Annotated in this window: 20 protein-coding genes; 13 read left to right on the top strand and 7 right to left on the bottom strand. The window is 73.7% G+C overall.

Annotated features, from left to right (window positions below; genetic code table 11):
* Window positions 1-249 precede the first annotated feature (249 nt).
* On the bottom strand, window positions 250-1,035 hold the full coding sequence (locus tag ACZ6W9_RS30110) for a DUF1707 SHOCT-like domain-containing protein (RefSeq protein WP_470120754.1): 786 nt from the start codon (window positions 1,033-1,035) through the stop codon (window positions 250-252).
* 81 nt (window positions 1,036-1,116) lie between these two features.
* On the opposite strand from ACZ6W9_RS30110, the gene ACZ6W9_RS30105 reads away from it, so the two are divergent.
* From ACZ6W9_RS30105 to ACZ6W9_RS30080, 6 genes are all read left to right on the top strand, one after another.
* Window positions 1,117-2,475, top strand: coding sequence for an ankyrin repeat domain-containing protein (locus ACZ6W9_RS30105; protein WP_389960524.1), 1,359 nt, complete (start codon window positions 1,117-1,119; stop codon window positions 2,473-2,475).
* 154 nt (window positions 2,476-2,629) lie between these two features.
* Window positions 2,630-4,297 (top strand): isovaleryl-CoA dehydrogenase, encoded by a 1,668-nt coding sequence (locus ACZ6W9_RS30100; protein WP_389960522.1) that lies wholly within the window; start codon window positions 2,630-2,632, stop codon window positions 4,295-4,297.
* A 124-nt stretch (window positions 4,298-4,421) separates the two neighbouring features.
* Window positions 4,422-4,850, top strand: a complete 429-nt coding sequence (locus tag ACZ6W9_RS30095) for an OsmC family protein (RefSeq protein WP_362929767.1) — start codon at window positions 4,422-4,424, stop codon at window positions 4,848-4,850.
* A gap of 345 nt (window positions 4,851-5,195) precedes the next feature.
* Window positions 5,196-7,328, top strand: coding sequence for a glycogen debranching protein GlgX (glgX, locus tag ACZ6W9_RS30090; protein ID WP_470120751.1), 2,133 nt, complete (start codon window positions 5,196-5,198; stop codon window positions 7,326-7,328).
* Between the two features lie 4 nt (window positions 7,329-7,332).
* Window positions 7,333-8,076, top strand: a complete 744-nt coding sequence (locus tag ACZ6W9_RS30085; protein WP_470120749.1) for a pyrimidine reductase family protein — start codon at window positions 7,333-7,335, stop codon at window positions 8,074-8,076.
* 147 nt (window positions 8,077-8,223) lie between these two features.
* On the top strand, window positions 8,224-8,586 hold the full coding sequence (locus tag ACZ6W9_RS30080) for a hypothetical protein (RefSeq protein WP_389960514.1): 363 nt from the start codon (window positions 8,224-8,226) through the stop codon (window positions 8,584-8,586).
* An 18-nt stretch (window positions 8,587-8,604) separates the two neighbouring features.
* Here the strand turns inward: ACZ6W9_RS30080 and ACZ6W9_RS30075 are convergent, their stop codons facing one another.
* Window positions 8,605-10,704 carry a protein kinase domain-containing protein gene (locus ACZ6W9_RS30075; protein ID WP_470120747.1) on the bottom strand — a complete coding sequence of 700 codons (2,100 nt, stop codon included), beginning with the start codon at window positions 10,702-10,704 and terminating at the stop codon, window positions 8,605-8,607.
* Window positions 10,705-11,148: 444 nt separating this feature from the next.
* Here ACZ6W9_RS30075 and msrB point away from each other — a divergent pair, with 444 nt between their 5' ends.
* Window positions 11,149-11,553: a peptide-methionine (R)-S-oxide reductase MsrB gene (gene msrB, locus ACZ6W9_RS30070; RefSeq protein WP_362929777.1), complete on the top strand. Its 405-nt coding sequence runs from the start codon at window positions 11,149-11,151 to the stop codon at window positions 11,551-11,553.
* An 85-nt stretch (window positions 11,554-11,638) separates the two neighbouring features.
* Here msrB and ACZ6W9_RS30065 read toward each other — a convergent pair whose 3' ends face one another.
* The 3 genes from ACZ6W9_RS30065 to hemG form a co-directional block, all read right to left on the bottom strand.
* Window positions 11,639-12,259, bottom strand: a complete 621-nt coding sequence (locus ACZ6W9_RS30065) for a hypothetical protein (RefSeq protein ID WP_389960509.1) — start codon at window positions 12,257-12,259, stop codon at window positions 11,639-11,641.
* Window positions 12,260-12,371: 112 nt separating this feature from the next.
* On the bottom strand, window positions 12,372-13,082 hold the full coding sequence (gene hemQ / locus ACZ6W9_RS30060) for a hydrogen peroxide-dependent heme synthase (RefSeq protein WP_362929785.1): 711 nt from the start codon (window positions 13,080-13,082) through the stop codon (window positions 12,372-12,374).
* A 104-nt stretch (window positions 13,083-13,186) separates the two neighbouring features.
* A complete protein-coding gene (gene hemG, locus ACZ6W9_RS30055; RefSeq protein ID WP_389960507.1) occupies window positions 13,187-14,623 on the bottom strand; it encodes a protoporphyrinogen oxidase in 1,437 nt (478 codons plus the stop codon).
* A gap of 132 nt (window positions 14,624-14,755) precedes the next feature.
* Here hemG and ACZ6W9_RS30050 point away from each other — a divergent pair, with 132 nt between their 5' ends.
* Window positions 14,756-15,739: a DUF4349 domain-containing protein gene (locus ACZ6W9_RS30050; RefSeq protein WP_389960505.1), complete on the top strand. Its 984-nt coding sequence runs from the start codon at window positions 14,756-14,758 to the stop codon at window positions 15,737-15,739.
* Between the two features lie 6 nt (window positions 15,740-15,745).
* Here ACZ6W9_RS30050 and hemE read toward each other — a convergent pair whose 3' ends face one another.
* A complete protein-coding gene (gene hemE / locus ACZ6W9_RS30045; protein WP_389960503.1) occupies window positions 15,746-16,783 on the bottom strand; it encodes a uroporphyrinogen decarboxylase in 1,038 nt (345 codons plus the stop codon).
* 739 nt (window positions 16,784-17,522) lie between these two features.
* On the opposite strand from hemE, the gene ACZ6W9_RS30040 reads away from it, so the two are divergent.
* From ACZ6W9_RS30040 to ACZ6W9_RS30020, 5 genes are all read left to right on the top strand, one after another.
* Window positions 17,523-18,119 carry a DUF3000 domain-containing protein gene (locus ACZ6W9_RS30040; RefSeq protein ID WP_389960501.1) on the top strand — a complete coding sequence of 199 codons (597 nt, stop codon included), beginning with the start codon at window positions 17,523-17,525 and terminating at the stop codon, window positions 18,117-18,119.
* Entirely contained in the window at window positions 18,116-19,342 is a 1,227-nt protein-coding gene (locus ACZ6W9_RS30035; RefSeq protein ID WP_470120743.1) for an HRDC domain-containing protein, read from the top strand. The genes ACZ6W9_RS30040 and ACZ6W9_RS30035 overlap by 4 nt, the downstream gene beginning before the upstream one ends.
* 240 nt (window positions 19,343-19,582) lie before the next feature.
* Window positions 19,583-20,725 carry a Gfo/Idh/MocA family protein gene (locus ACZ6W9_RS30030; RefSeq protein ID WP_470120741.1) on the top strand — a complete coding sequence of 381 codons (1,143 nt, stop codon included), beginning with the start codon at window positions 19,583-19,585 and terminating at the stop codon, window positions 20,723-20,725.
* Window positions 20,725-21,855, top strand: coding sequence for a dihydrodipicolinate synthase family protein (locus ACZ6W9_RS30025; protein WP_470120739.1), 1,131 nt, complete (start codon window positions 20,725-20,727; stop codon window positions 21,853-21,855). The genes ACZ6W9_RS30030 and ACZ6W9_RS30025 overlap by 1 nt, the downstream gene beginning before the upstream one ends.
* A 49-nt stretch (window positions 21,856-21,904) precedes the next feature.
* The gene (locus tag ACZ6W9_RS30020) at window positions 21,905-22,738 is read left to right on the top strand and encodes a sugar phosphate isomerase/epimerase family protein (RefSeq protein ID WP_389960493.1); all 834 of its coding nucleotides are present in this window, start codon (window positions 21,905-21,907) and stop codon (window positions 22,736-22,738) included.
* A 180-nt stretch (window positions 22,739-22,918) separates the two neighbouring features.
* Here ACZ6W9_RS30020 and ACZ6W9_RS30015 read toward each other — a convergent pair whose 3' ends face one another.
* Window positions 22,919-23,926, bottom strand: a complete 1,008-nt coding sequence (locus tag ACZ6W9_RS30015; RefSeq protein ID WP_389960491.1) for a LacI family DNA-binding transcriptional regulator — start codon at window positions 23,924-23,926, stop codon at window positions 22,919-22,921.
* Window positions 23,927-24,043 lie beyond the last annotated feature (117 nt).

The following is a 24,043-nucleotide window of genomic DNA, read 5'->3' as shown; positions in this document are numbered from 1 at the left end:
CCCTCAAATCCCGGGCAACGTCTTTATCGCACCGTGATAAAATTCTTTACTCTCCGCAATGAACGGCACACCCGGCCACGCGGACGAGCCGTCCATCCCCGGCCTCCGGGTCACGTCCCGCGATCCCCACCGGGATCCGGATCCACCGGACGGGTATTCGCCCTCGGGGCCGGACGACATGGCGGAATCCCGCGCCGGGGACGGGCCGGACGGCACGGCCGGAGCCCGCGCCGAGGGCGGGCCGGAGGCTCAGTAGCGGCGGTCGCGCCGCTCGTCGCGCCTCTGGGCGCGGCGCTCCCACCGCTCCTCACGACGCTCCCACCGGTCCTCCCGGCGGTCCTCCCATCCGTGCGGGGGCAGGGGCGGCCGCGGCCGCTCCGGCAGCTCGCCGTACGCCCGCTGCCAGTGCTCCTTCCAGGCCGCCCACGCCTTCTCGATCGGGCGTGCCCGCGAGTCGCCGACCACCTTGATCTCGCCCATGAGCGCGTAGGCCCGCACCCGGACGAGCGGCGCCCGCATGCCCTCGGGAGCCTCGATGACCTGGACCTTCTTCTCCCCCATGATCGCGAAGCCGTCGATCTCGACGTCCACGCCGTCGGGAACGATGATCTTCACCGATCCCATGACCGCGGTGGCGATGATGTCGACCACGTCGGTGCGGACCTCGGCCTGGCGCAGGTCGATCACGACCTCGCCCATCACCGCGGCCGCGCCCAGCTCCCGGTCGATCCGCCACTTGCCGCGGCGCTTGGACTCGCTCATGACGGCCACGAGCCAGCGCCGCGCCCGGCCGCCCTCCGGCCGCGCCGGAGCCGGGAAGGGGGCCGGGGCCGGGGCGGGCCCGGAGCCCTGCGCCGAGGGAAGATCGGAGGTGAGGACGGCGAGGTCGGCGTGGGTGACGGCGGTATAGGCGGCCTCGGTGCGCTCGGTCAGCTCTCCGAGGGTGAGCCGTCCCTCGACGGAGGCGATGCGGAGCAGCTCGACCGCGGCCTCCCGCTCGGCGTCGGAGACTCGCATCGCACCCGGATCACTCATGAAACACAACATATCGCGATATAGGCGGTCCGTGGATCCCTCTGCGGCAGGAGAACGCGTCCGGCGCCTATCATCCGGAGGATGTACGCAGAACTTCTGGACGCGGTGACCGGGAACGACGCCGAGGAGGTCGGGCGTCTGCTCCGGGGCGGCGCCTCCCCCGACCCGGACGACGCCGGGGAGACGACCGCCCTCTACCAAGCCGCGACCGGCGGTCGCACGGCGATCGTGCGGGCGCTGCTGGACGCCGGGGCCGACCCGAACCGGATCAGCGGAGGCGAGGACGAAGGTCTGCCGCTGTGCGGCGCCGCCTCCTGGGGCCGCACCGAGACCGTGGAGGCGCTGCTGGCCGCGGGGGCCGACCCCGGCCGCAGGGAGAGCCACGGCTGGACCGCCCTGCTGTGGGCCGCGGCCGGCGGCCACGCCGGGACCGTCCGGGCCCTGCTGACGGCCGGCGCCTCCGCCGAGGACGCCAACGACGGCGGGGAGACCGCGCTGACCCTGGCCACCCGGCGCGGCGCGCTCGGCGTGGTGCGCCTCCTGCTGGACGCCGGGGCCGACCCCACCCGGGCCGACGGCGAGGGCGACACGCCCCTGTCCATCGCCTACGACTGGCTCGGCACCCACCTGGAGAGCGCGCTGCTGGAGCAGCTCGCCGAGCGGGCGCCCGAGGACTCGGACCTCACGGGCTTCACGGTGAGCCGCGCCCGCGCCGAGGACGGCACCGACCTGGTCACCGTCACGGCGCTGCGGCCGGACGGCGGGGCCTCCGAGATCGTGTGCCAGCGCGGCCACGCGGCCGTCGCGACCCTGCTGGAGGACGCGACCGATGAGCGCGTGCCGTTCGGGGACCTGGTCGAGCGGGCGCTGCCGTACCGGGACCTCGACGAGGAGGCCGAGACCTGGTGGACGGTGGCCGACTCGCTGGGCGGGCGGGCCGACGAGGAGACGTTCGAGGCGGCGGCGGAGCTGTGCGTGAGCGAGGACCCGCGCAGGCGGGAGTTCGCCGCCGACGTGCTGTCCCAGCTCGGCGCCCACAGGGACCACGGGTCCTCCCCGGCGGGGACGGACACGGACGGAGACGGGGACGACCGGCCGTTCCTGGAGCGGACGCTGTCGATCCTGCGGCGGATGGCCGTGACCGAGGGCGACGAGCGGGTGCTGCGCTCGGTGCTCGGCGCGCTCGGCGGCCAGGCCGACCCGCGCGCGCTGCCCGAGGTGCTGTCGATCATCACCGCGGAGGGCTGGACCCGTACCCAGGCCGACCCGGCCGCGCTGGCCGCCGTCCTGCCGCCGGGCCACGCCGAGGGGCTGGAACTGCTCCTCTCGATGACCGGGGACCCCGACGAGGAGGTGCGCCACTGGGCCTCCACGGGCCTGGCCGGCCTGGCGGAGCACCGCGAGGAGGTCCGCGCCGCGCTCGCCGCCCGGGGGCTCTGAGTCGCACGAGGACCTCCGGTCGCTCGGGAGGCGGGAGGCGGGAGGACCGAGCGGAGGCACCGCGAGGAGGTCCGCGCCGCACCGGCCGCGCGAGGGCTTTGAGATGATGCCGGGACCCGGCGAAAGGGCCGGTCCGGCACCCTCGGAGGCACCCGTGACCCCTGACGCGACCCACGAGGTCTTCAACCAGGCACCCCCGTTCACCGGCCACGACGTCTCGGCCGACCCGGCGCTCCTCGAAGGCGTGACGCGCGAGGGCGCCGGCTGGGCCGCGGGCGGGCTGGGCCGGCTCGGCGTGCTCGCCGGCTCCGAGGAGGCCGCCGAGTGGGGACGGCTGGCCAACGAACACCCGCCGGTGCTGCGCACGCACGACCGCTACGGCAACCGGATCGACGAGGTGGAGTTCCATCCCGCCTGGCACGAGCTGATGACGGTCGCCGTGGAGAACGGCCTGCACGCCGCCCCGTGGGCCGACGCCCGGCCCGGCTCCCACGTGGCCCGCGCCGCCGGGTTCTACGTCTGGAGCCAGGCCGAGGCCGGGCACGGCTGCCCGATCTCCATGACCTACGCCGCGGTCCCGGCGCTGCGCCACTCCCCCGCTCTGGCCGCCGAGTGGGAGCCCCTGCTGGCCTCGGGCCACTACGACTTCGGGCTGCGCCCGCCGCTCGGCAAGCGCGGCGTGCTCGCCGGGATGGGCATGACCGAGAAGCAGGGCGGCTCCGACGTGCGCGCCGGCACCACCCGCGCCGAACCCCTGGGCGACGGCTCCTACGTCCTGACCGGGCACAAGTGGTTCAACTCCGCCCCGATGTGCGACGCGTTCCTGGTCCTGGCCCAGGCGCCCGGCGGGCTGACGTGCTTCCTGCTGCCCCGTGTGCTGCCCGACGGCGCCCGCAACGCCATGCGGCTGATGCGGCTGAAGGACAAGCTGGGCAACAAGTCGAACGCCAGCGCCGAGGTGGAGTACCACCGCGCGCTCGCCTGGCCGGTCGGCGAGGAGGGGCGGGGCGTGCGGACCATCCTGGAGATGGTCAACATGACCAGGCTCGACTGCGTGATCGGCTCGGCGGCCGGCATGCGGTACGGCGCGACCCGGGCCGTGCACCACGCCGCGCACCGCGCCGCGTTCGGCCGGAGGCTGGCCGACCAGCCGCTGATGCGCAACGTCCTGGCCGACCTGGCGCTGGAGTCGGAGGCCGCGACCACGCTGATGACCCGGCTGGCCGGCGCCACCGACCGGGCGGTGGCCGGGGACGCCGCCGAGGCGGCGCTGCGCCGTACGGCGCTGGCGGCCGGGAAGTACTGGGTCTGCAAGCGCGGCCCGGCGCACGCGGCCGAGGCGATGGAGTGCCTGGGCGGCAACGGCTACGTTGAGGAGTCGCAGATGCCCCGGCTGTTCCGCGAGTCGCCGCTGAACGGCATCTGGGAGGGTTCGGGGAACGTGGCCGCACTGGACGTGCTGCGTGCCCTGCGGCGCGAGCCGGACGCCCTGGACGCCTTCCTGGCCGAGGTGGCGCTCGCCGCCGGGGCCGACCGGCGCCTGGACGAGGCGGCCGGACGGCTGGGCAAGACCCTCGCCGACCCGGAGGAGGCGGAGCTGCGCGCCCGCGCCGTCGCCGAGGACATGGCGCTGGTGCTGCAGGGCTCGCTGCTGGTGCGGCACGCGCCCGCGGCCGTCGCCGACGCCTTCTGCGCCTCGCGCCTCGCGGGCGAGGGGGGCCGGGCGTTCGGCACGCTCCCGGCGGGCCTGGACCTGGACGCGATCATCGACCGCGCCGCCGTACGGCCGGCCGCGCCCGGCGCCCCCGGCCCCGGGGTCTGAGCCGGACGTGCGCCGGGCCCCGCGACGGACGGGGCCGGATTTCCGGGGGCGGCGGGGCCCGGCCGCCCCCGCGGCGCGGAGTAGGGTCGATCGGGTAGCACCCATGATCGAAAGGACTATCGCCATGGCGACGACACGTACCGCGACCACGCAGTGGAAGGGCGCCCTCCTCGACGGTTCGGGCACCGTCTCGCTCGACACCTCGGGCGTGGGCACGTTCGACGTGTCCTGGCCCTCCCGGGCCGAGCAGGCGAACGGCAAGACCTCGCCCGAGGAGCTGATCGCGGCGGCGCACTCCGCCTGCTTCTCGATGGCCCTGTCGCACGGCCTGGCGCAGGCGGGCACCCCGCCGCAGACGGTCGCCACCAAGGCCGACGTGACCTTCCAGCCGGGCGAGGGCATCACCGGCATCGTCCTGTCGGTCCGCGCCCAGGTGCCGGGGCTGTCGGCCGAGGAGTTCCGGACCGCCGCCGAGACCGCCAAGGCGAACTGCCCGGTGAGCAAGGCCCTGGCGGGGACGACCATCACCCTCGACGCCGAGCTGGTGGACTGACGGCCGTCCCGCCCGGTCCGCCCGGTCCCGCCGCCCGGTTCCTTCCGGGCGGCGGGACGCGGGCGGGCGCATAGACTCTGCCGGAAGCTCTCCGGCGGCGCGCCGCGCGGGGGATCGGGCGCCCAGGGTCGTGCCCCCGGTCCCCGCGGCCCGGCCGGGGCCCGCCGCCCACCGGGGCGAGGAACGGGCGGCCGGGGAGCCCCCCGTGGGCGCGGCGCCGCCGCCGAGGACGGGCCACGACGGCGTGGCCGTCCGCCTCCCCTCATGCCTCTCTCGTGGCGCGAATGGGACACGGGTCCGTGACACCCTGCACACGAGGGTGTGATTGGAGGAGAATAGGGCTACATGCGCGAAATCTGGCCGGGAGAGCCGTACCCCCTCGGTGCCACCTGGGACGGTGCGGGGACCAACTTCTCCCTGTTCTCCGAGGTGGCCGAGCGGGTAGAGCTGTGCCTGTTCGACGACGACGGCCGCGAGGAGCGGATCGACCTCCCCGAGGCCGACGGTTTCGTCTGGCACGGCTACCTCCCGGGCGTCATGCCCGGACAGCGGTACGGCTACCGCGTCCACGGCCCCTACGAGCCCTCCCAGGGGCACCGCTGCAACCCCGCCAAGCTGCTCATCGACCCCTACGCCAAGGCCGTCGACGGCGAGGTCGAGTGGAACGAGGCGCTGTTCGCCTACGCCTTCACCGACCCGTCCGCGCGTAACGACGACGACAGCGCCCCGTTCATGCCGAAGAACGTGGTGGTCAACCCGTTCTTCGACTGGGGCGACGACCGGCTGCCCCGCACGCCGTACCACCAGACCGTGATCTACGAGGCGCACGTGCGCGGGCTGACGATGTGCCACCCGGCCGTCCCGGCCGAGCAGCGCGGCACCTACGCAGGGCTCGCCCACCCCGCGGTCGTCGAGCACCTGCGGAGCCTGGGCGTCACCGCGGTCGAGCTGATGCCGGTGCACCAGTTCGTGCCCGAGCACGCCATGGTCGCCCGGGGCCTGACGAACTACTGGGGCTACAACACCATCGCCTACCTCGCCCCGCACGCCGCCTACGCCTGCTCGGGCCGGCGCGGCGAGCAGGTGATGGAGTTCAAGGCGATGGTGCGGTCGCTGCACGAGGCGGGGATCGAGGTCATCCTCGACGTGGTCTACAACCACACCGCCGAGGGCGACCACATGGGCCCCACCCTGGGCTTCCGGGGCATCGACAACTCCGCCTACTACCGGCTGCACGACGGCGACCGGCGCTACCACCTCGACTACACCGGCTGCGGCAACTCCCTCAACGTCCGCTCGCCGCACGCGCTGCAGCTCATCATGGACTCGCTGCGCTACTGGGTGCTGGAGATGCACGTGGACGGCTTCCGGTTCGACCTGGCCGCCGCCCTGGCCCGGGAGTTGCACGACGTCGACCGGCTGAGCGCGTTCTTCGACCTGATCCAGCAGGACCCGGTGATCTCCCAGGTGAAGCTGATCGCCGAGCCGTGGGACGTCGGCCCCGGCGGCTACCAGGTCGGCAACTTCCCGCCGCTGTGGACGGAGTGGAACGGCAAGTACCGCGACACCGTGCGCGACTTCTGGCGGGGCAACGGCTCGGCGCTGCCGGAGTTCGCCTCCCGGCTGACCGGCTCGGCCGACCTGTACGCCTCCTCCGGGCGCCGCCCGGTGGCCTCCATCAACTTCGTCACCTGCCACGACGGGTTCACGCTGAACGACCTGGTCTCCTACGACCGCAAGCACAACGAGGCCAACGCCGAGAACAACCGCGACGGCACCGACGACAACCGGTCGTGGAACTGCGGCGCCGAGGGGCCGGTGGACGACGAGGGGGTCAACCGCCTGCGCCGCCGCCAGCGCCGTAACTTCCTGACCACCCTGTTCGTCTCGCAGGGGGTGCCGATGCTCACCGCCGGAGACGAGTTCGGCCGCACGCAGGGCGGCAACAACAACGCCTACTGTCAGGACAACGAGGTCTCCTGGGTCGACTGGTCGCTCGCCGGGCGCGAGCGCGACCTGCTGGAGTTCGTCCGGAGCCTGTCGCGGCTGCGGCGTGAGCACCCCGTCCTCCAGCGGCGCCGGTTCTTCCACGGCCGTCCGGGCGACGACGGCACACGCGACATCGTCTGGCTCACCCCGTCGGGCGAGGAGATGACGGCCTCCGACTGGCACACGGGTTACGCCAAGTCGCTCGCGGTCTTCCTGAACGGCGACGCCATCACCGAACTGGGTCCGCGCGGCGAGCGGATCACCGACGACTCGTTCCTGCTGCTGGTCAACGCCCACCACGAGGACATGACGTTCACCGTCCCCGGGGGACGATACGGGTGGCGGTGGGAGTCCGTGCTGGACACCGCCGAGGAGCGGCCCGGCGGGTCGGCCGGGGAGTCCTGGCCGGCCGACTCCAAGGTCGCGGTGACCTCGCGCTCGGTGCGGGTCCTGCGCCACCGCCGGGACCCGGAGGGTGTGCCAGGGTAGGGGGATGCGTCTCATCCATCCCGTCCCCGGCGGGGACACCGGGCTCCGCGACCCCGGCCTCTCGGAGCTCGCGGAGCTCTACGCCTACCCCGGCGACCGGTGGCTCCGGCTCAACATGGTGGCCAGCGCCGACGGCGGGACCTGGCTGGACGGGCTGTCCGGCGGGCTGTCCGGCCGGGGCGACCGGAAGGTCTTCGGGGTGCTGCGCGGGCTGGCCGACGTCGTCCTGGCCGGGGCGGCGACCGTACGGGCCGAGGGGTACGGCCCGGTGAAGCCCAGGAGGTCGTGGGAGGCGCTGCGCGCCGGCCGTACGGCCGCCCCGCCGATCGCGGTGGTCACCGCGAGCCTGGAGCTGGACCTGTCGGGCCCCCTCTTCGCCGAGGCCGGTCCGGACGCGCGGACCATCGTCGTCACCTGCGAGGCGGCCCCCCGCGGCCGGCGCGAGGAGGCGGCCCGGCACGCCGAGGTGATCGTCGCCGGCCGGGAGCGGGTGGACCTCGCCCTGGCGGTCGGGGAGTTGGGCGAGCGCGGCCTGGGGCGGGTGCTGTGCGAGGGCGGGGCGAGGCTCAACGCCCAGCTCGCCGCGGCCGGCCTGGTGGACGAGCTGTGCCTGACGGTGAGCCCGCTGATGATCGGCGGGGACGCCGCCCGGATCCTCCATGGCCCGGCCTCGTCGACCCGGCTGCGCCTGGCCCACGTCCTGGAGGACGAGGGGTTCCTGCTCACCCGGTACGTCAGGGAGGGCTGAGGGGCCGCGTCCCGGACGCCGTGCCGTCGACCGCCGGCCCCCGGCGGGCGGCGGGCTCCCGCGGGCGGCGGGTCCCCGCAGGTGCCGGGCCCCGTGGACGCCGGACTCCCGTGGACAGTGGGTGAAATAAGCGATATATCTCGCTCCATGGAGAAGAGATCATCCACCGGTGACGAGCTGCGCGCCGCCGTCGAGGCCCGCCGGGAGCTGGGTCCCGAGTACGAGGACTCCCTCATCGAGGGGTTCCTGGACAAGATGGGCCAGGAGATCGACCGGCGGGTGGAGGAACAGGTCGCCGCCCGCGTCCCGCAGCGGCAGCCGAAGGCCCCCGGGGTCCGGCCGGGCGTGGACGCCGGGCAGCGACTGGCCCTGGCGATCGTCTCCATCGTGCTCGGCGTCGGCAGCACGGTCGCCTTCGCCATCACCGGCGCGAGCGGGGGCCCGATGATCCTCGTCTGGCTCGGGATCGTCGTGGTGAACATCGCCTTCGCCGTCGGCTCCCGCCGCTGACCCCCCGCCCGGCCCCCTTCAGAGCGAGTCGGTGGACAGACCGGCCACCCGGAGGTAGGTCCGGCGGGCGTCCTCCCCGAAGTACGGCGACACCGACCGGTCGTAGCGGCCGTTCCCGTTGGCGTCCGCGAAGGCCGAGATGACGCCGCTGACGTATCCCGTCTTGCGGTCCGAGTCGTACCGGGTGATCAGCGGGCCGCCGTCGGCGCCGGGGGCCATCGGACACCCCAGCGCCTGTTCGGCACCCCTGGACGCGTCCAGAGGAGTGGTACCGAAGCACCGGAAAGGGGTGTCACCCGAGCGGGAGGGCGTCCCGTCGGGATGGGCCCCCTCCGGGTAGCCGAAGACGTCGGCCTTCTCACGACGTGATCCGTTCCACGCCAGCCCCTGCGCCCCGGCGGCCTCGGCCAGGCGCTTGCCGCCGGCGCCGTAGACGGTGACGAACGCGTAGTCGTGGCCGCGGTCGCCGCCGTCGACGAACTTCGGGTGGACGGCCGCGGAGGAGCCCGGGTAGATCCCGAAGAGGGCCTTGCCCCGGTAGTAGGCCGGCACGAAGACCAGTGAGGCGACGGCCTCGCGCCGCTTCGGATCGTAGAGGCAGTGCCCCGCGGTCACCAGGAGGTTGCCGGCCTCGGAGTTCACCGAGGTGGCCGAACACCAGTGGCGGAGCCTCCCCACCCGGAAGAACACCTTGCCGACCGTCTGGGGGACGTACGCCCCGATGTAGCTGGGTCTCTCCTCCCCCCGCAGCGGCTCCAGATCGTACGGGGGGACCGTTGCGGGATCACCCGTCTCCACCTCTTCGGCGCCGCTCCCCCGCGACTCGGATCCGACGGCGCCCTCGTACGGCTCGGCCGCCTCCAGCGCCTCCGGCGTCCACTCCGCCACGATCTTCTCGGCGGCCTGCCGGGAGCCCGCCAGGGTGATCAGGGAGGAGTCCGCGGCGGCCCCGCCGTCTCCGGGCGAGTCGCCGGCGGGCCGGCTGTTCACGTACAGGAAGACCGCACCCGCCACCGAGGCGGCGAGGACCGCCGCGGCCGGCAGGCGGAGCGGCGCGGCCTTCCCGCCGGACATGGTCCTTCGGGGGCGTCGGCGGCGGGAAGGGCGCGACGGCTCCGTCTCCGGCTCCCCGGGTCCGTCCCGGGCGGGTTCCTCCCGGACAGGTTCCTCCCGGATGGGTGCGCGCCGGACGGCCTCCTCCCGCACCGGCTCGTCCCGGACGGATCCATGCCGGACGGCCTCCTCCCGCACCGGCTCGTCCCGGACGGATCCGCCGGCGGGACCGGTCGCCTGCTCCGGGAGCCGGTCCGCGGCCGGATCGCCGCCGACGAGGGCCATCAGCAGTTCCCGGGCGGAGGGTCTGGCGGCCGGGTCCTTGTCCAGGCAGCGGGCGATCAGCGGCCGGAGGTCCGCGGGAAGCGCCGAGAGATCGGGGTCCGCCTGCAGGATCCGGTACATCACCGCGGGGAAGTCACGGCCGAAGGGGGGCCGTCCCGTGGCCGCGTAGACCATCGTCCCGGCCCAGCCGAAGACGTCCGACGCGGCGCCGACGTCGCCGCCGGAGAGCTGTTCGGGCGACATGTAGGCGGGGGTGCCGATCCCCCCGGTGGTCGACGCCGCGGAGTCCAGGGCACGCGCGATGCCGAAGTCGATCACCTGCGGGCCGCCGGGGCCGATGAGGACGTTGCCCGGCTTGAAGTCACGGTGGACGACTCCGGCGCGGTGGATGGCGGCCAGCGCGGCGGCCGTGCTCACCGCCAGACGGTGCAGCGCCCCGGCGCCGTAGGGCCCCTCCCCCTCGACGATCTCCGCCAGGGAGGGACCGTCGACGTACTCGCTGACCACGTAGGGCCGCTCGTGGTCGACCGCCGCGTCCAGCACCCTGACCGTGCTGAACTCCGCGACGCTGCCCGCCGTCCGGACCTCCCGGAGGAAACGTTCCACCGCGCGGGGGTCGGCGACCTTCTCCGGATGGATCGCCTTGACCGCCACCCGCTCCCCCGAGGGCGACTCGGCGAGGTAGACCACGCCCTGCCCGCCCTGCCCGATGCACCCGAGCAGGCGGTAGCCGCCCAGATGGCTGGGGTCCCCAGCGCGTAAGGGCCGGATCGTTGGCATGCGGTCTCCCCCGGGAACCGAATGGATCGATCCCGCAGACCATAGCAAAAGCCGCGATCATCGATTCCGGCACCGGAGAACACGCCGTTCCCGTCCGGTCATCCCGGATCACGCGAGAGGGGGTCGGGCGGTCCGTCCCGGAGTCACCTCGGCGGCGGGACCGGGCTCTCGACGGGGCGGACCGCGCGACCACCCGCCCGCTCACCGGCCCGGACGCTGGCGCGTCGTCCGGCCGACGGCCACCTGGTCGTCCTGTTGGCCCATGGACGGCCTGACGGGTGGTCTGACCCCTCAGCGGGAGGGAGAACCCTCCACATCTACTAAGACGCAAAACCCGACATAAATGGATGCTTCATCATAAAGATCTTTTTCCTGGCATTCCGGACACACGACCCCGGCGGGCACGTGGTCCCGGCGGGAACACCCGCCGCATAGGCTGGGGGGATGGACAAGGTGGTCAAGAGCGACGCCGAGTGGCGCGCCCAGCTCTCTCCCGAGGAGTACCAGGTGCTCCGCCAGGCAGGCACCGAGCGCCCCTTCACCGGGGAGTACGTCGACACCAAGACCGTGGGCGTCTACAGCTGCCGGGCCTGCGGCACCGAGCTGTTCCGGTCCGACACCAAGTTCGAGAGCCACTGCGGCTGGCCGAGCTTCTACGAGCCGTCGAAGTCGGACGCGGTGACCCTCATCGAGGACCGCTCGCTCGGCATGGTCCGGGTCGAGGTCCGGTGCGCCACCTGCGACTCACACCTCGGGCACGTCTTCCACGGCGAGGGGTACGGCACCCCCACCGACGACCGCTACTGCATCAACTCCGTGTCACTGCGGCTGGAGCCGGCCGACGGCTGACGGTCCCGCGCGGGCGGCCCCGCCGGAGTGGGCACCGCTCCCCGACCGGGCCCCCGGTACGGCGAAACCCCGCGAGGCGGGGCGCCTAGCCGCCGGGCTTGGGGTAGGTGACGCGGCAGTCGGAGTCGCCGGGGCCGAGGATGTTGGCCAGGACGGGATTGCCGTTCTCGCCGAACCTCGCCTGGACGAAGACGACGGGGTTCACCGAGCCGAGCTCCCCCACGAGATAGTCGAGACCGGTCTCGCACAGCTTGATCGCCTGCTTGGAGTTGTCCGCCGAGTCCGGCAGGTCGGTGTATATCCGCAGGTAGCCGCCGACGACGCGGATGTCCTTGACCCGCTTCGTCGCCTTGTGCGCAGCGAAGTAGGCGAACGCCCTCGGATCGCTGTGCTTGGACGGCCCGTCCGCCTTGGCCGCGTCGCCGGACCCGTGGCCGCTGCCCGCCTTGCCGCCGGGCAGCACGCCCACCGCCCTGCCGTCCCCGGCGCCCTGCTGCGGCGCGGCCAGGAGATGCTTCTGCGCCTCCGGGACGGGCGGCGGGTCCGCGGCGAGCATCGAGCGGCCCAGCGCCAGGACCGCGACCGCCAGCGCAGTCGCCCCGACCGAGATCTCCAGGACCCGCGGCCGGGCCCGCCTTCTGCGGCGTCCGCCCCCGCGCCCCGTGGACCGTGCCAGACCCGCGCCCATGTTCACCTTCGGCCTCACATAGACAGGTGTTTTCCCCGAGTATGACAACGCCCGGGAAACTAATCGAGCGTTTCACCGGATTCACCGGGCGTCCCGCATCGGACGGCCCCGAACCGGGGCCGGGCGCGGCCTACGGCAGCGCCGCCACCAGTTCGCCGACGGGCTTGCGGATGCCGGTGTAGAAGGGGATCTCCACCCGGGTGTGCCTGCGGGCCTCGGCGCCGCGCAGGGTGCGCATCAGGTCGACGATGCGGTGCAGGTCGTCGGCCTCGAAGGCGAGCATCCACTCGTAGTCGTTCAGCGAGAAGCAGGAGACGGTGTTGGCCCGCACGTCGGGGTAGTCGCGGGCCATCCGGCCGTGCTCGGCGAGCATGCGGCGCCGGTCGGCGTCGTCCAGGAGGTACCACTCCAGGGAACGGACGAACGGGTAGACGCTCACGTACCCGCGGGGCTCCTCCTCGGCGAGGAACGCCGGGATGTGCGACTTGTTGAACTCCGCCGGGCGGTGCAGCGCCATGACCGACCAGACCGGCTCGGTCAGCTCCCCCAGGGCGGTGCGGCGGAAGCGCGAGTAGGTCTCCTGAAGGTCCTCCGGGGTCGGCGCGTGCCACCAGAACATGAAGTCGGCGTCGGCCCGGAAGCCTGCCACGTCGTACAGGCCGCGGGTGACCACGTCCTTCTCCGCCGCCTGCGCCAGGAGGGCCTCGACCTCCTCGGCCATGCCCTCTCGTCCGGTCGCCGGGCAGCGCTCACGCATCCTGAACACCGACCACATCGTGTAGCGGATCACCTGGTTCAGGTCGCGCGCCTTGGGCCTCGGGTTCCCGTCCGTCGTCCTCACCCCTCCGGGAGCCCCACGGGGCTCCGTCGTCCTCGTCGTTCCCGACGTGTTCTTCGTGTTCGTCGTGTTCGTGTTCGTCGTGCCGGCCGTCTCGGGCCGCCCGGTCAGCGTGCCTTCGACGACTCCTTCCGCCATTCTCCCGTGGGGTCCAGGTGGTCCAGGATCCGGGCCGCCGCCGTACGGGCGGTGGAGACGACGGCCGGGATGCCGACGCCGTCGTAGGCGGCGCCGCACAGCGCCAGGCCGGGCCGGTCGGCGACGGCCGCGCGGATGCGGGCGACCCGGTCGAGGTGGCCCACCTCGTACTGTGGCAGGGAGCCGCCCCAGCGGGTCACCCGGGAGTCGAGCGGCAGCCCGCGCACGCCCATGACCTCGGCCATCTCGGCCGTCGCCAGGGCCACCAGCTCGGTGTCGTCACGTTGGAGCACCGCCTCCTCGCCCAGGCGGCCGATCGAGCAGCGCAGCAGGACGAGCCCGGAGGCGGTCTCGGTCAGGTGCGGCCACTTGACGGAGCTGAACGTGACGGCCTTGACCGGGCGGCGGTCGGCCGCCGGGACGAGGTAGCCGCTCCCCTCGGGCAGCCGGGGGAACGCCTCGCGCGGGTAGGCCAGGCTGACGATGGCCATGCTCGCGTACTCGATCCGGGCCAGCTCGGCGGCGGCCGCCGGGACCTCCTCGGCCAGCAGGCGGCTCGCCGGGGTGGCGGGGACGGCGAGGACCACGGCGTCGGCCTCGACGACCTCCGGCGCGGGCACCGGCCCGGTCACCAGCCGCCAGCCGTCTGCGGTGCGCCGCAGCTCCCGCACGGTGACGCCGGTCCGCACCCGCGCGCCGGAGGCGGCGGCGACCGCCGCGGGCAGGCTGCCCATCCCCTCGCGCAGGGAGGTGAAGACGGGCCCGGCGTCTTTCGGCGCCTCGGCGGCGATGTGGCGGGCGGCGTTGAGCAGCGATCGCTCCGAGCGGGCCGCCATGGCGATCTTCGGCATCGTCGCGTCCAGCGAGAGCCGTTCGACCCGGCCCGCGTAGACGCCGCCGAGCAGCGGCTCGACCAGGTGGTCGACCACCTCGGCGCCCATCCGGGCGCGGATGTAGGCGGCCACCGACACGTCGGTGTCGATGAGCGTGGCGGGCAGCACGAGGTCCAGCGGCACGCGCGCGAGGCCGCCCGGCGACAGGATGCCCGACCTGGCGAGCGCCCCCAGGTCGGAGGGGACGCCCATGACCTGTCCGGCGGGCAGCGGCCGGGGCGTGCCGCGGGTGAGGATGGCGCCCCGGGTGGTGCCGGGGTCCCGCAGTTCGTCGCCCAGGCCGGCCAGCCGGGCCAACTCCTTGCCCTCGGGCCGCCGGGCGAGCATCGCCTCGGCCCCGACGTCCACCTGGACCCCGGCGACCTCGGCGGTCAGGAGCTTGCCGCCGACCCGCGGGGCGGCGTCGAGCACCGTCACCTCGACGCGGTCCCCGGCCCGCCCGAGATGCCACGCCGCGGCGAGCCCCGCGATCCCCCCGCCGACGACCACCACGTGGTGACGCTTGCGTTCCATGGATGTCGACCGTATCGCCCGCCGCGGGCGGCCCGGCATCCGCCACCCCCGTGATCGCGCGGTGCGGAGAACGTGACGCCATCGTGACCGCGCGTACCCAACCGCGTTGGACAAACCTCCGTCAATCAGGACATGAACAGATTCCGGTACGGCTTACGGCCGGCGATCGCGCTGGCGGCCGCGGTGTTGGCGCTGACCGCGTGCGGCAGCGGTGAACGCGCCCAGATGGACTCGACGTCGGGCGAGGCCGCGCCCGCCGCGCCGCAGGCCGTCTCAGCAGACCAGGGCGGCGCCGACTCGGCGGCCTCCGGGGGCGACGCGGAGAGGAGCCGCGCGGCCGCCACGGGAGCGCCGGCCGAGCAGGTGAACCCGATCCCCCAGGACCGGCAGATCGTCTACACCGCCGAGCTGACGGTCCGGGTCAAGGACGTCGCCGCCGCGTCGGACCGGGCGCGCGCGCTCGTCGACACCGCCGGCGGCTACCTCGCCACCGAGCGGTCCGGCTCCTCCAACGGCGACCAGGGCAGCGCGAACCTGGTCTTCAAGGTCCCGCCGTCGGCCTACCCCGGAGTGCTGAACCGCCTGGGCAAGGAGCTCGGCGTGCGGGAGTCGGTGCAGCAGAACACCAAGGACGTCACCGAGCAGGTGGCCGACGTCGACAGCCGGGTGCGGTCGGCGAAGGCGTCGCTGGACTCGCTGCGCGCCCTGCTGAAGCGGGCGGACAAGATCGGCGAGGTGCTGGAGATCGAGCGGGAGGTCTCCAGCCGCGAGACGGAGCTGGAGGCGCTCCAGGCCCGGCAGCGGTCGCTCGCCGCCAAGACGAGCATGGCGACGCTGACGCTGAACCTGGTCGGCCCCGAGGTCGTGGTCCCCGAGCCGGAGGACGAGTCGTCGGGCTTCCTCGGGGGTCTGCGGACGGGCTGGCGGAGCTTCGTCGAGGCCCTGAAGATCGGCCTCACCGTGCTGGGCGTGCTGCTGCCCTGGACGATCGCGGCCGGGCTGATCTGGCTGGTGGTGGCGTTCGTGCTGCGCCGTACCCGCCGCAACCGTCAGCGCCGTCCGATCCCGCCGCCCGCGCCGCGGGAAGAGGAGCCCGCGGCCGTCGAGGAGACGTAGGGCGGGTCAGCGGGCGGACGTCTCGTGCACGAAGTCGGTGAGGCGGGTGAGCTGGCCGGGGTCGGCGGCGGGCGGCACGCCGTGCCCGAGGTTGAAGATGTGGCCCTCGGCCTTGGCGCCGCGGGCCAGGACGTCGGCTGCGCGGCGCTCGATGACCTCCCAGGGAGCGAACAGGACCGCCGGGTCGAGGTTGCCCTGCAGCGCCTTGCCCGGTCCCACGCGCCGGGCGGCCTCGTCGAGCGGGACCCGCCAGTCGACGCCGACCACGTCGGCGCCGGCCTCGCCGAGCAGGCCGAGCAGCTCGCCGGTGCCGACCCCGAAGTGGATGCGCGGGATGTCCAGGTCGGTCAGGCCGGCGAAGATGCGGCGGGTGTAGGGCATGACGAACTCGCGGTAGTCCTCGGGGGCGACCGCGCCCACCCAGGAGTCGAACAGCTGGACGGCCGAGGCGCCGGCCTCGGCCTGGACGCGCAGGAAGCCGAGGGTGATCCCGGTCAGGCGGTCCATCAGGGCGTGCCACAGCCGCGGCTCGCCGTACATCATCGCCTTGGTGCGGTCGTGGCTCTTGGAGGGGCCGCCCTCGATGAGGTAGGAGGCCAGGGTGAACGGCGCGCCCGCGAAGCCGATGAGCGGGGTGGCGCCCAGCTCGCCGGTCAGCGCCCGGACGGCTTCGGTGACGTAGGCGACGTCGCCGGGCTCCAGCGGGCGCAGCGTCTCGATCGCGGCGGCGTCCCGGATCGGGTCGGCCACCACCGGGCCGACGCCGGGCTTGATGTCGAGGTCGATCCCGATCGCCTTGAGCGGCACCACGATGTCGCTGAAGAAGACGGCCGCGTCCACGCCGTAGCGGCGGACCGGCTGCATCGTGATCTCCACGATGAGGTCCGGGGTGGCGCACGCGGTGAGCATCGGCACCCCCTCGCGCACGGCCCGGTACTCGGGCAGCGCGCGGCCGGCCTGACGCATGAACCACACGGGGGTGTGGGGGACGGGACGCCGGTGGCAGGCGCGCAGGAACGGAGAGTCGGCAAGCTCGGGATTCACCCTTCCAGGGTGCCATGCCGGGGTCCCGGTCCGTTCACCCAGGCCACCCGCGGGCGATCTAGGGCGAAATCGTCATTTATTCGCTGAGATCATCTATAACAACGCCCACGCACTTTCAAGTCATGATGACGATAGTGTTCGACCCGTTTGGGTTCTTCGTCCCTCGGTGGAGAGCCGGTCGGAAGCGCCCGGAGGGCGGGTCCGCCGCCCGGACGGCACGAAGCGATCATGTTTCCAGGTACAGTTCCTCCCATCGACGAACCTGGCCCGGCCCCCGGCTGTTCCAAATGTTCGCCAAGTCACCGCGCGGCACCGATTCCGGCACCACTTTCGGGACACGCCGAGCACGTTGCGGGGAAATGTCGGCGCGACGTGCCAACGTCGGACCACGACCCGACGAAAGGCCTGTGCGATGTCCACGATGTCCATAACGTGGCGTTCACTCGAACACCGCGATGAGCACTGTGCTTCCTGCGCCGGCGACCGGGTTTTCGAGCAACCTCCCTGCCCCGACGGGCACGATCCCGGCGAGTGCCCGGAGTGGGCGTGCGTCGAGTGCGGGCACGCGCTGTTCCTCGCGCCCCGGGCGTTCCCCGGGTCGTCAGGACCCGCCGGGTCCCGCGGCGGCGGGGTCTCCCGCGCCTCCCGTCCTCCGGCGGCGTCGGCTTGATCGCTTCCGATGGCTCCTACACCCACCCCAATGGTCCCCATGCGTTCACTTTCGACCTACGCTTCCGGTATGACCATCGGTGACGCCGCGCCCGCTCCCGCCGCCTTCCGGCGGGCGGCGGCCACACTGCGCCCCACGGAGGTCAGGCCGGAGATCGAGCTGGAGGACATCCCGGCCCCGCAGCGGCTGGCCCCGTACTCGGCCGCCGTCGGCGCGTCCGTCTACCGCGACGACGACGAGCTGGCCGTCGGCCGCCTCATCATGCTCTTCGACCCCGACGGCCAGCGCGGCTGGGACGGCCAGTTCCGGCTCGTCGCCTACGTCCGGGCCGACATGGAGCCGGAGATCACCGAGGATCCGCTGCTGGGCCCGGTCGCGTGGAGCTGGCTCACCGAGTCGCTCGACGCCCACGGCGCCGCCTACGCCGCGGCCGGAGGCACCGTCACCAGGGCGGTGTCGGAGGGCTTCGGCAACAAGGCCGAGGATCCGGTGACCACGGAGCTGGAGCTGCGGGCCTCCTGGTCCCCGCTGGAGGAAGACCTCTCCGGCCACGTCGCCGCCTGGTGCGACCTGATGTGCCTGGCGGCGGGCATGCCACCCCTGCCACCCGGCGTGGCGGCCCTGCCGCAGCGCCGTCGCGAAGATCCGGAGTCCTTTCGAACGTGACCGACGAGACAACCATCGTTCCGCTGCTCGAGCCCAGGGAGGGGATACCTCCCGTCGTCGAGACGCCCGCCGGGCTCGCCCGCGTGGTGCGCGACTTCGCCGCCGGCACCGGCCCCGTGGCGGTGGACGCCGAGCGGGCCTCCGGCTACCGCTACAGCGGCCGCGCCTACCTGGTGCAGCTGCGCCGGGTGGGTGCGGGCAGCGCGCTGATCGACCCGATCCGCTGCCCCGACCTGTCGGAGCTGGACGCGGCGCTGGCCGACGCGGAGGTGGTGCTGCACGCCGCCTCCCAGGACCTGCCGTGCCTGGCCGAGCTGGGCTTCCTGCCACGCGCGCTGTTCGACACCGAGCTCGCCGGCCGGCTTCTCGGCTACGAGCGCGTCGGGCTCGGCATGATGGTGGAGAACGTCCTCGGTCTCAGGCTGGAGAAGGGCTACTCCGCGGCCGACTGGTCCACCCGTCCGCTGCCCGAGGACTGGCTGCGCTACGCCGCCCTCGACGTCGAGGTCCTCGTCGAGCTGCGTGACGTGCTGTACGAGGAGCTGAAGACGGCGGGAAAGCTGACGTGGGCGCAGGAGGAGTTCGCCGCCGTCCTGGCGCACCGGGCCCCGGCGCCGCGCGCGGACCCCTGGCGGCGCACCTCCGGCATCCACAAGGTCCGCTCGCTGCGCGGGCTGGCCGTGGTCCGGGAGCTGTGGACGCTCCGCGACGGGTTCGCCCGCGAGGCCGACCTCGCCCCGGGCCGGGTGCTGCCCGACTCCGCGATCGTCACCGCCGCCCTGGAACTGCCCCGCACCACCAAGGCCCTCACCGAGATCCCCCCGTTCACCGGCCGCAGCGCCCGCAAGCACCTGCGCGAGTGGCTGGCCGCGATCGGCAGGGCCCGCACCCTGCCGGAGTCGGAGCTCCCCCAGCCGAGCACGCCGGGTGACGGGCCGCCGCCCGCCAACCGGTGGATGGACCGCGACCCCCTGGCCGCCAGGCGGCTGGCCGCCGCCCGGACCGTGGTGACCTCCCTGTCCGAGGAACACCACATGCCGGCGGAGAACCTCATCCAGCCGGACGCCGTGCGCCGCCTGACGTGGGAGCCCCCCTCCCCCGTAGACGAGGACGGTGTGGCGTCCCGGCTGCGCGAGCTGGGCGCCCGGGAGTGGCAGATCGAACTGACCGCGGCCCCCATCGCCAAGGCCCTGACGGAGCTCTCGGCCAAGGGCACGGACTGAGCGCCGCCGGGACGCCCGGCTGCGAGGGCGCTCCGGAACGCCTCCGCGCGTCCGGAGCGCTTTTCCGCGTGGTGCCCCGCCACGGGTGACCGGGAGGTCCCCGGCCGTGGACATCACCTCTCTGGTCAGGTGTCGTCCCGCCACGGGTGACCGGGAAAACCCCTCGGGGATTCTTGCCGAGAAGGCAGCGGCTGCCGTACGGTGATTCGGAAAGCGCTTTCCATAGGAGGCAGGAGAAGAATGTCCCACCGAAGCATCGGCGTCGTGATGAACGGCGTCACCGGCCGCATGGGCTACCGCCAGCATCTGGTCCGCTCGGTCCTGGCGATCAACGAGCAGGGCGGCGTGGCGCTGTCCGACGGCGGCCGGGTGAGGCTCAGGCCGGTGCTGGTGGGCCGCAACCCGGACAAGCTGGCCAAGCTGGCCGCCGACCACGGCATCGAGGAGTGGACCACCGAGCTCGACGCCGCCCTCGCCGACGACTCCAACCTGATCTACTTCGACGCCCAGGTCACCCAGGCCCGGGTGAAGGCCGTCCTGGCGGCGATCGAGGCCGGCAAGCACGTCTACGCCGAGAAGCCGACCGCCGAGAACCACGGCGACGCCGTGGCGCTGGCCGAGGCCGCCGCCGCCCGGGGCGTCAGGAACGGCGTCGTGCAGGACAAGCTGTTCCTGCCGGGCCTGCTCAAGCTCAGGCGGCTGATCGACGGCGGCTTCTTCGGCCGGATCCTGTCGGTGCGCGGCGAGTTCGGCTACTGGGTCTTCGAGGGAGACTGGCAGGACGCGCAGCGCCCGTCGTGGAACTACCGCGCCGAGGACGGCGGCGGCATCGTGCTGGACATGTTCCCGCACTGGACCTACGTGCTGGAGAACCTGTTCGGCCGGATCGAGTCGGTCTACGCCCGCGCCGTCACCCACGTCCCCGAGAGGGTGGACGAGCGGGGCGAGACCTACCCCGCCACCGCCGACGACGCCGCCTACGGCGTCTTCGAGCTGGAGGGCGGCGTCGTCGCCCAGATCAACTCCTCCTGGACCGTCCGGGTGAACCGGGACGAGCTGGTGGAGTTCCAGGTGGACGGCACGCACGGCAGCGCCGTCGCGGGGCTGCGCAACTGCCGGATCCAGCACCGGGCGGCCACCCCCAGGCCGGTCTGGAACCCCGACCTGCCCGTCACGGCGCGGTTCCGCGACGAGTGGCAGGAGGTGCCGGACAACGCCGAGTTCGACAACGGCTTCAAGACCCAGTGGGAGATGTTCGTCCGGCACGTGCTGGAGGACGCGCCGTTCCCGCACGACTTCGCCTCCGGCGCGCGCGGCGTCCGCGTCGCCGAGCTGGCCCTGCGCTCCTCCGCCGAGGGACGCCGCCTGGCGATGGAGCGGTGATGCGGATCGACCTCCCCGGCGGGGGGCACACCCTGCGCGAGCCGGTCGCCTGGGAGCGGCCCGCCGGCCCGCCGCGCGGCCGCGTCGTCTACGCCGCCGCGCACGTGGTGGCCGACCCGCTCGGCGACAACACCCCCGGCGCGCCCGCCGCCGTCGACTGGGACGCCACGCTGCGCTTCCGCCGCCACCTGTGGTCGTACGGCCTGCGCGTCGCCGACGCGATGGACACCGCGCAGCGCAACATGGGCCTGGACTGGCCGGCCACCCGCGAGCTGATCCGGCGCAGCGCCGCCGCGGCGGCGGAGCTCGGTGACCCGGCCGAGCTGGTGGCCTGCGGCGCGGGCACCGACCACGCGCCGGGCGCCGCGACCCTGGAGGAGGTCACGGCCGCCTACACCGAGCAGGCCGAGACCGTCCGCGAGGCCGGGGCCGGCGTGATCCTGATGACCAGCCGGCAGCTCGCCGCGATCGCGCGGGGCCCGGAGGACTACCACGCGGTCTACGGCAAGCTGCTGTCGCAGGCCGACCGCCCGGTGATCCTGCACTGGCTGGGCGAGATGTTCGACCCGAACCTCGCGGGCTACTGGGGTTCGCGGGACGTCGCCGAGGCCACCGCGTCGTTCCTGGAGCTGATCCGCGAGCACGCGCCGGCGGTCGAGGGCGTCAAGGTCTCGCTGCTGGACGCCGGCCATGAGGTGGCGCTGCGCGCGGCGCTGCCGGAGGGCGTGCGGCTCTACACCGGCGACGACTTCAACTACCCGTCGCTGATCGCCTCGGGCAGCCACGCGCTGCTGGGGATCTTCGACGCGATCGCCCCGGCCGCCGCGGCGGCCCTGGCCGCCCTCGACGCCGGGGACACCGCCCGCTACGACGAGATCATGGGCCCGACGGTCCCGCTCTCCCGGAAGATCTTCGAGACGCCGACGTACCACTACAAGACCGGCATCGTCTTCCTGGCCTGGCTCAACGGCCACCAGGACGCCTTCACCATGGTGAACGGCGCCCAGGCGGCGCGCTCGCTGCCGCACCTGGCCGAGGTGTTCCGCCTGGCCGACCGGGCCGGGCTGCTGGCCGACCCCGAGCTGGCCGTCCACCGGATGCGGTCGCTGCTGGCGGTGCACGGATGCTGAGCGGGCGGAAGAGCCGGACGCGGGCCGGGGCCCGGAAGGGGACGACACGATGAGCCGCCTGTCGCTGAACCAGTGGACCACCCGGCGGTGGTCGGTGGCCGAGGCCGTCGAGGGCTGCGTACGGCACGGCGTCGGGGCGATCGGCCTGTGGCGGCAGGACGTCGCCGCGCAGGGGCTGGACGAGACCGTGAAGCTGGTGGCCGACGCGGGCCTGCGGGTGTCGTCGCTGTGCCGGGGCGGCTTCCTGACCTCCGGGGACCGGGAGGCGCTCGACGACAACCGTCGGGCGATCGACGAGGCCGCCACGCTGGGCGCGGCGTGCCTGGTCATGGTGGTCGGCGGCCTGCCGGGTGTGACGCCGGGCGAGCCCTCCCCCGCGGTGGACCGCGACCTCGCCGGGGCCAGGGAGCGCGTCGCCGGGGCGCTGGCCGAGCTGGTCCCGTACGCCGCCGAACGCGGGGTACGGCTGGCGCTGGAGCCGCTGCACCCGATGTACTGCGCCGACCGGGCGGTGCTGTCCACCCTCGGGCAGGCGCTCGACCTGGCCGGGCCGTACCCGGCGGAGCGGGTCGGCGTGGTCGTCGACACCTTCCACGTGTGGTGGGACCCGCAGGTCCTGGCGCAGATCGCCAGGGCGGGCGAGCGGATCGCCTCCTACCAGGTGTGCGACCACCTGCATCCGCTCCCGGCCGACGTATTGCTCGGCCGGGGCGTGATGGGCGACGGCGTGATCGACTTCGCGCCGCTGACCCGTGCGGTGGCCGAGGCGGGCTACACCGGGGACATCGAGGTGGAGATCTTCAACGCCGACGTGTGGGCCGCCGACCCCGACGAGATCCTGGCCCGGGTGAAGGAGAGGTTCGCCGAGCTGATCGAGGACTGAGGCCGGCCCGGAGGACGGCCGGAGGCCGATGGTCGTCCGGCCGTCGGGCATGTCCCGCCACCCGAGCCGTTCCGCCGTCCTGTCGTCCGGTTTCGTCTCGTCACCCTGCCCGCCCCGCCGTCCGTGTGGCGGGACGGCCCGCGCGCACGGCCGGGGCGCTCCGAGCCGGGGCGGGCCGGCTCAGCCGAGGCGGCGGGTGCTCTCGCGGAGAACGACCTCGCCGGCCACGGCCTCGATCCTGGGCCCGGCGTCCGCGCCGTCCCCGGGCGGCGTGAGGGCCAGCTCCATCGCCCGCGCCCCCATGTCCGTCAGCGGCAGCCGTACGGTGGTCAGCTGCGGGACCAGATCCCGCAGGGTGGAGATGTCGTCGAACCCGGCCACCGACACGTCGCCGGGCACGCCGGCACCCCGGTCGCGGAAGGACGCCAGCGCGCCCACCGCCATCACGTCGTTGACCGCGAACACGCAGGTGGCGTCGGACACCTCGGCCGCCGCGGCGTGACCGCCGTCGCGGTCGAAGGAGCCGTGGACGACCTGCGGGGCGGGCAGGCCCAGCTCGGCGAGCGCCCCGGCGAACCCGGCCAGCCGGTCCTGGGCGGTGAGCAGCCGCTCGGGCCCGGCGAGCACGGCGAAGCGGCGGTGCCCCAGACCGGCGAGGGCCCGCGCCAGGTCGGCGGCGCCCTCGCGGTTGCCCGGCACCACCGTGTCGACGCCCAGCGCCTCCTGACCGACGCAGGCCACCCGGCCGCCGGTCTGCAGGTAGCGGTCGAGCTCCTGACGCATCCTGCGGGTCACGCCGGCGTCGTCGACCCTTGACCCGGTGAGCAGCACGGCGCGGACCCGCTGGGCGTTCAGGGTGGAGACGTAGGCGATCTCCCGTTCGGGGTCGCGGTGCGTCGTGCCCACCATGACCATGAACTCGTGGCTCTCGGCCACCCGCATCGCGCCGTCGGCGAGCGCGGCGAAGTAGGGGTCGGTGAGGTCGTGGACCACCAGGCCGATCACGTTGCTGGCGCCCCTGGCCAGCGTCTGGGCCGCCACGTTGGTCCGGTAGCCGAGCTGGTGGGCGGCCAGCTCCACCTTGGCCCGCAGCGACGCGCCCACCTGGCGGGTGCTGCCGTTGAGCACCCGCGAGGCCGTGGCGAGCGACACGCCGGCCTGCCGTGCGACATCTTCGAGAGTGACCATCGCGACCTCCAGGAAAACGATTTCCCAGTCTGCCGCAGATGCGGAGGGGGCGGGTCGTGTGAGATGTTGTTACCGACGAGTAGCATGGGGGGTGAAGCTACCCAGCAACGAGGAGCG

It is taken from the genome of Streptosporangium sp. NPDC053982 (assembly GCF_055585205.1).
The sequence above is the reverse complement of the archived record's forward strand: the minus strand, read 5'-3'. Positions and strand labels throughout refer to the sequence as shown.

What these genes read in the sequence shown, in the direction of transcription:
- ACZ6W9_RS30110 (WP_470120754.1), bottom strand. Translation starts at nt 1,035, where the DNA reads ATGAGTGATCCGGGTGCGATGCGAGTCTCCGACGCCGAGCGGGAGGCC.
- ACZ6W9_RS30105 (WP_389960524.1), top strand. Translation starts at nt 1,117, where the DNA reads ATGTACGCAGAACTTCTGGACGCGGTGACCGGGAACGACGCCGAGGAG.
- ACZ6W9_RS30095 (WP_362929767.1), top strand. Translation starts at nt 4,422, where the DNA reads ATGGCGACGACACGTACCGCGACCACGCAGTGGAAGGGCGCCCTCCTC.
- glgX (WP_470120751.1), top strand. Translation starts at nt 5,196, where the DNA reads ATGCGCGAAATCTGGCCGGGAGAGCCGTACCCCCTCGGTGCCACCTGG.
- ACZ6W9_RS30085 (WP_470120749.1), top strand. Translation starts at nt 7,333, where the DNA reads ATGCGTCTCATCCATCCCGTCCCCGGCGGGGACACCGGGCTCCGCGAC.
- ACZ6W9_RS30080 (WP_389960514.1), top strand. Translation starts at nt 8,224, where the DNA reads ATGGAGAAGAGATCATCCACCGGTGACGAGCTGCGCGCCGCCGTCGAG.
- ACZ6W9_RS30075 (WP_470120747.1), bottom strand. Translation starts at nt 10,704, where the DNA reads ATGCCAACGATCCGGCCCTTACGCGCTGGGGACCCCAGCCATCTGGGC.
- msrB (WP_362929777.1), top strand. Translation starts at nt 11,149, where the DNA reads ATGGACAAGGTGGTCAAGAGCGACGCCGAGTGGCGCGCCCAGCTCTCT.
- hemG (WP_389960507.1), bottom strand. Translation starts at nt 14,623, where the DNA reads ATGGAACGCAAGCGTCACCACGTGGTGGTCGTCGGCGGGGGGATCGCG.
- ACZ6W9_RS30050 (WP_389960505.1), top strand. Translation starts at nt 14,756, where the DNA reads ATGAACAGATTCCGGTACGGCTTACGGCCGGCGATCGCGCTGGCGGCC.
- ACZ6W9_RS30040 (WP_389960501.1), top strand. Translation starts at nt 17,523, where the DNA reads ATGACCATCGGTGACGCCGCGCCCGCTCCCGCCGCCTTCCGGCGGGCG.
- ACZ6W9_RS30030 (WP_470120741.1), top strand. Translation starts at nt 19,583, where the DNA reads ATGTCCCACCGAAGCATCGGCGTCGTGATGAACGGCGTCACCGGCCGC.
- ACZ6W9_RS30025 (WP_470120739.1), top strand. Translation starts at nt 20,725, where the DNA reads ATGCGGATCGACCTCCCCGGCGGGGGGCACACCCTGCGCGAGCCGGTC.
- ACZ6W9_RS30020 (WP_389960493.1), top strand. Translation starts at nt 21,905, where the DNA reads ATGAGCCGCCTGTCGCTGAACCAGTGGACCACCCGGCGGTGGTCGGTG.
- ACZ6W9_RS30015 (WP_389960491.1), bottom strand. Translation starts at nt 23,926, where the DNA reads ATGGTCACTCTCGAAGATGTCGCACGGCAGGCCGGCGTGTCGCTCGCC.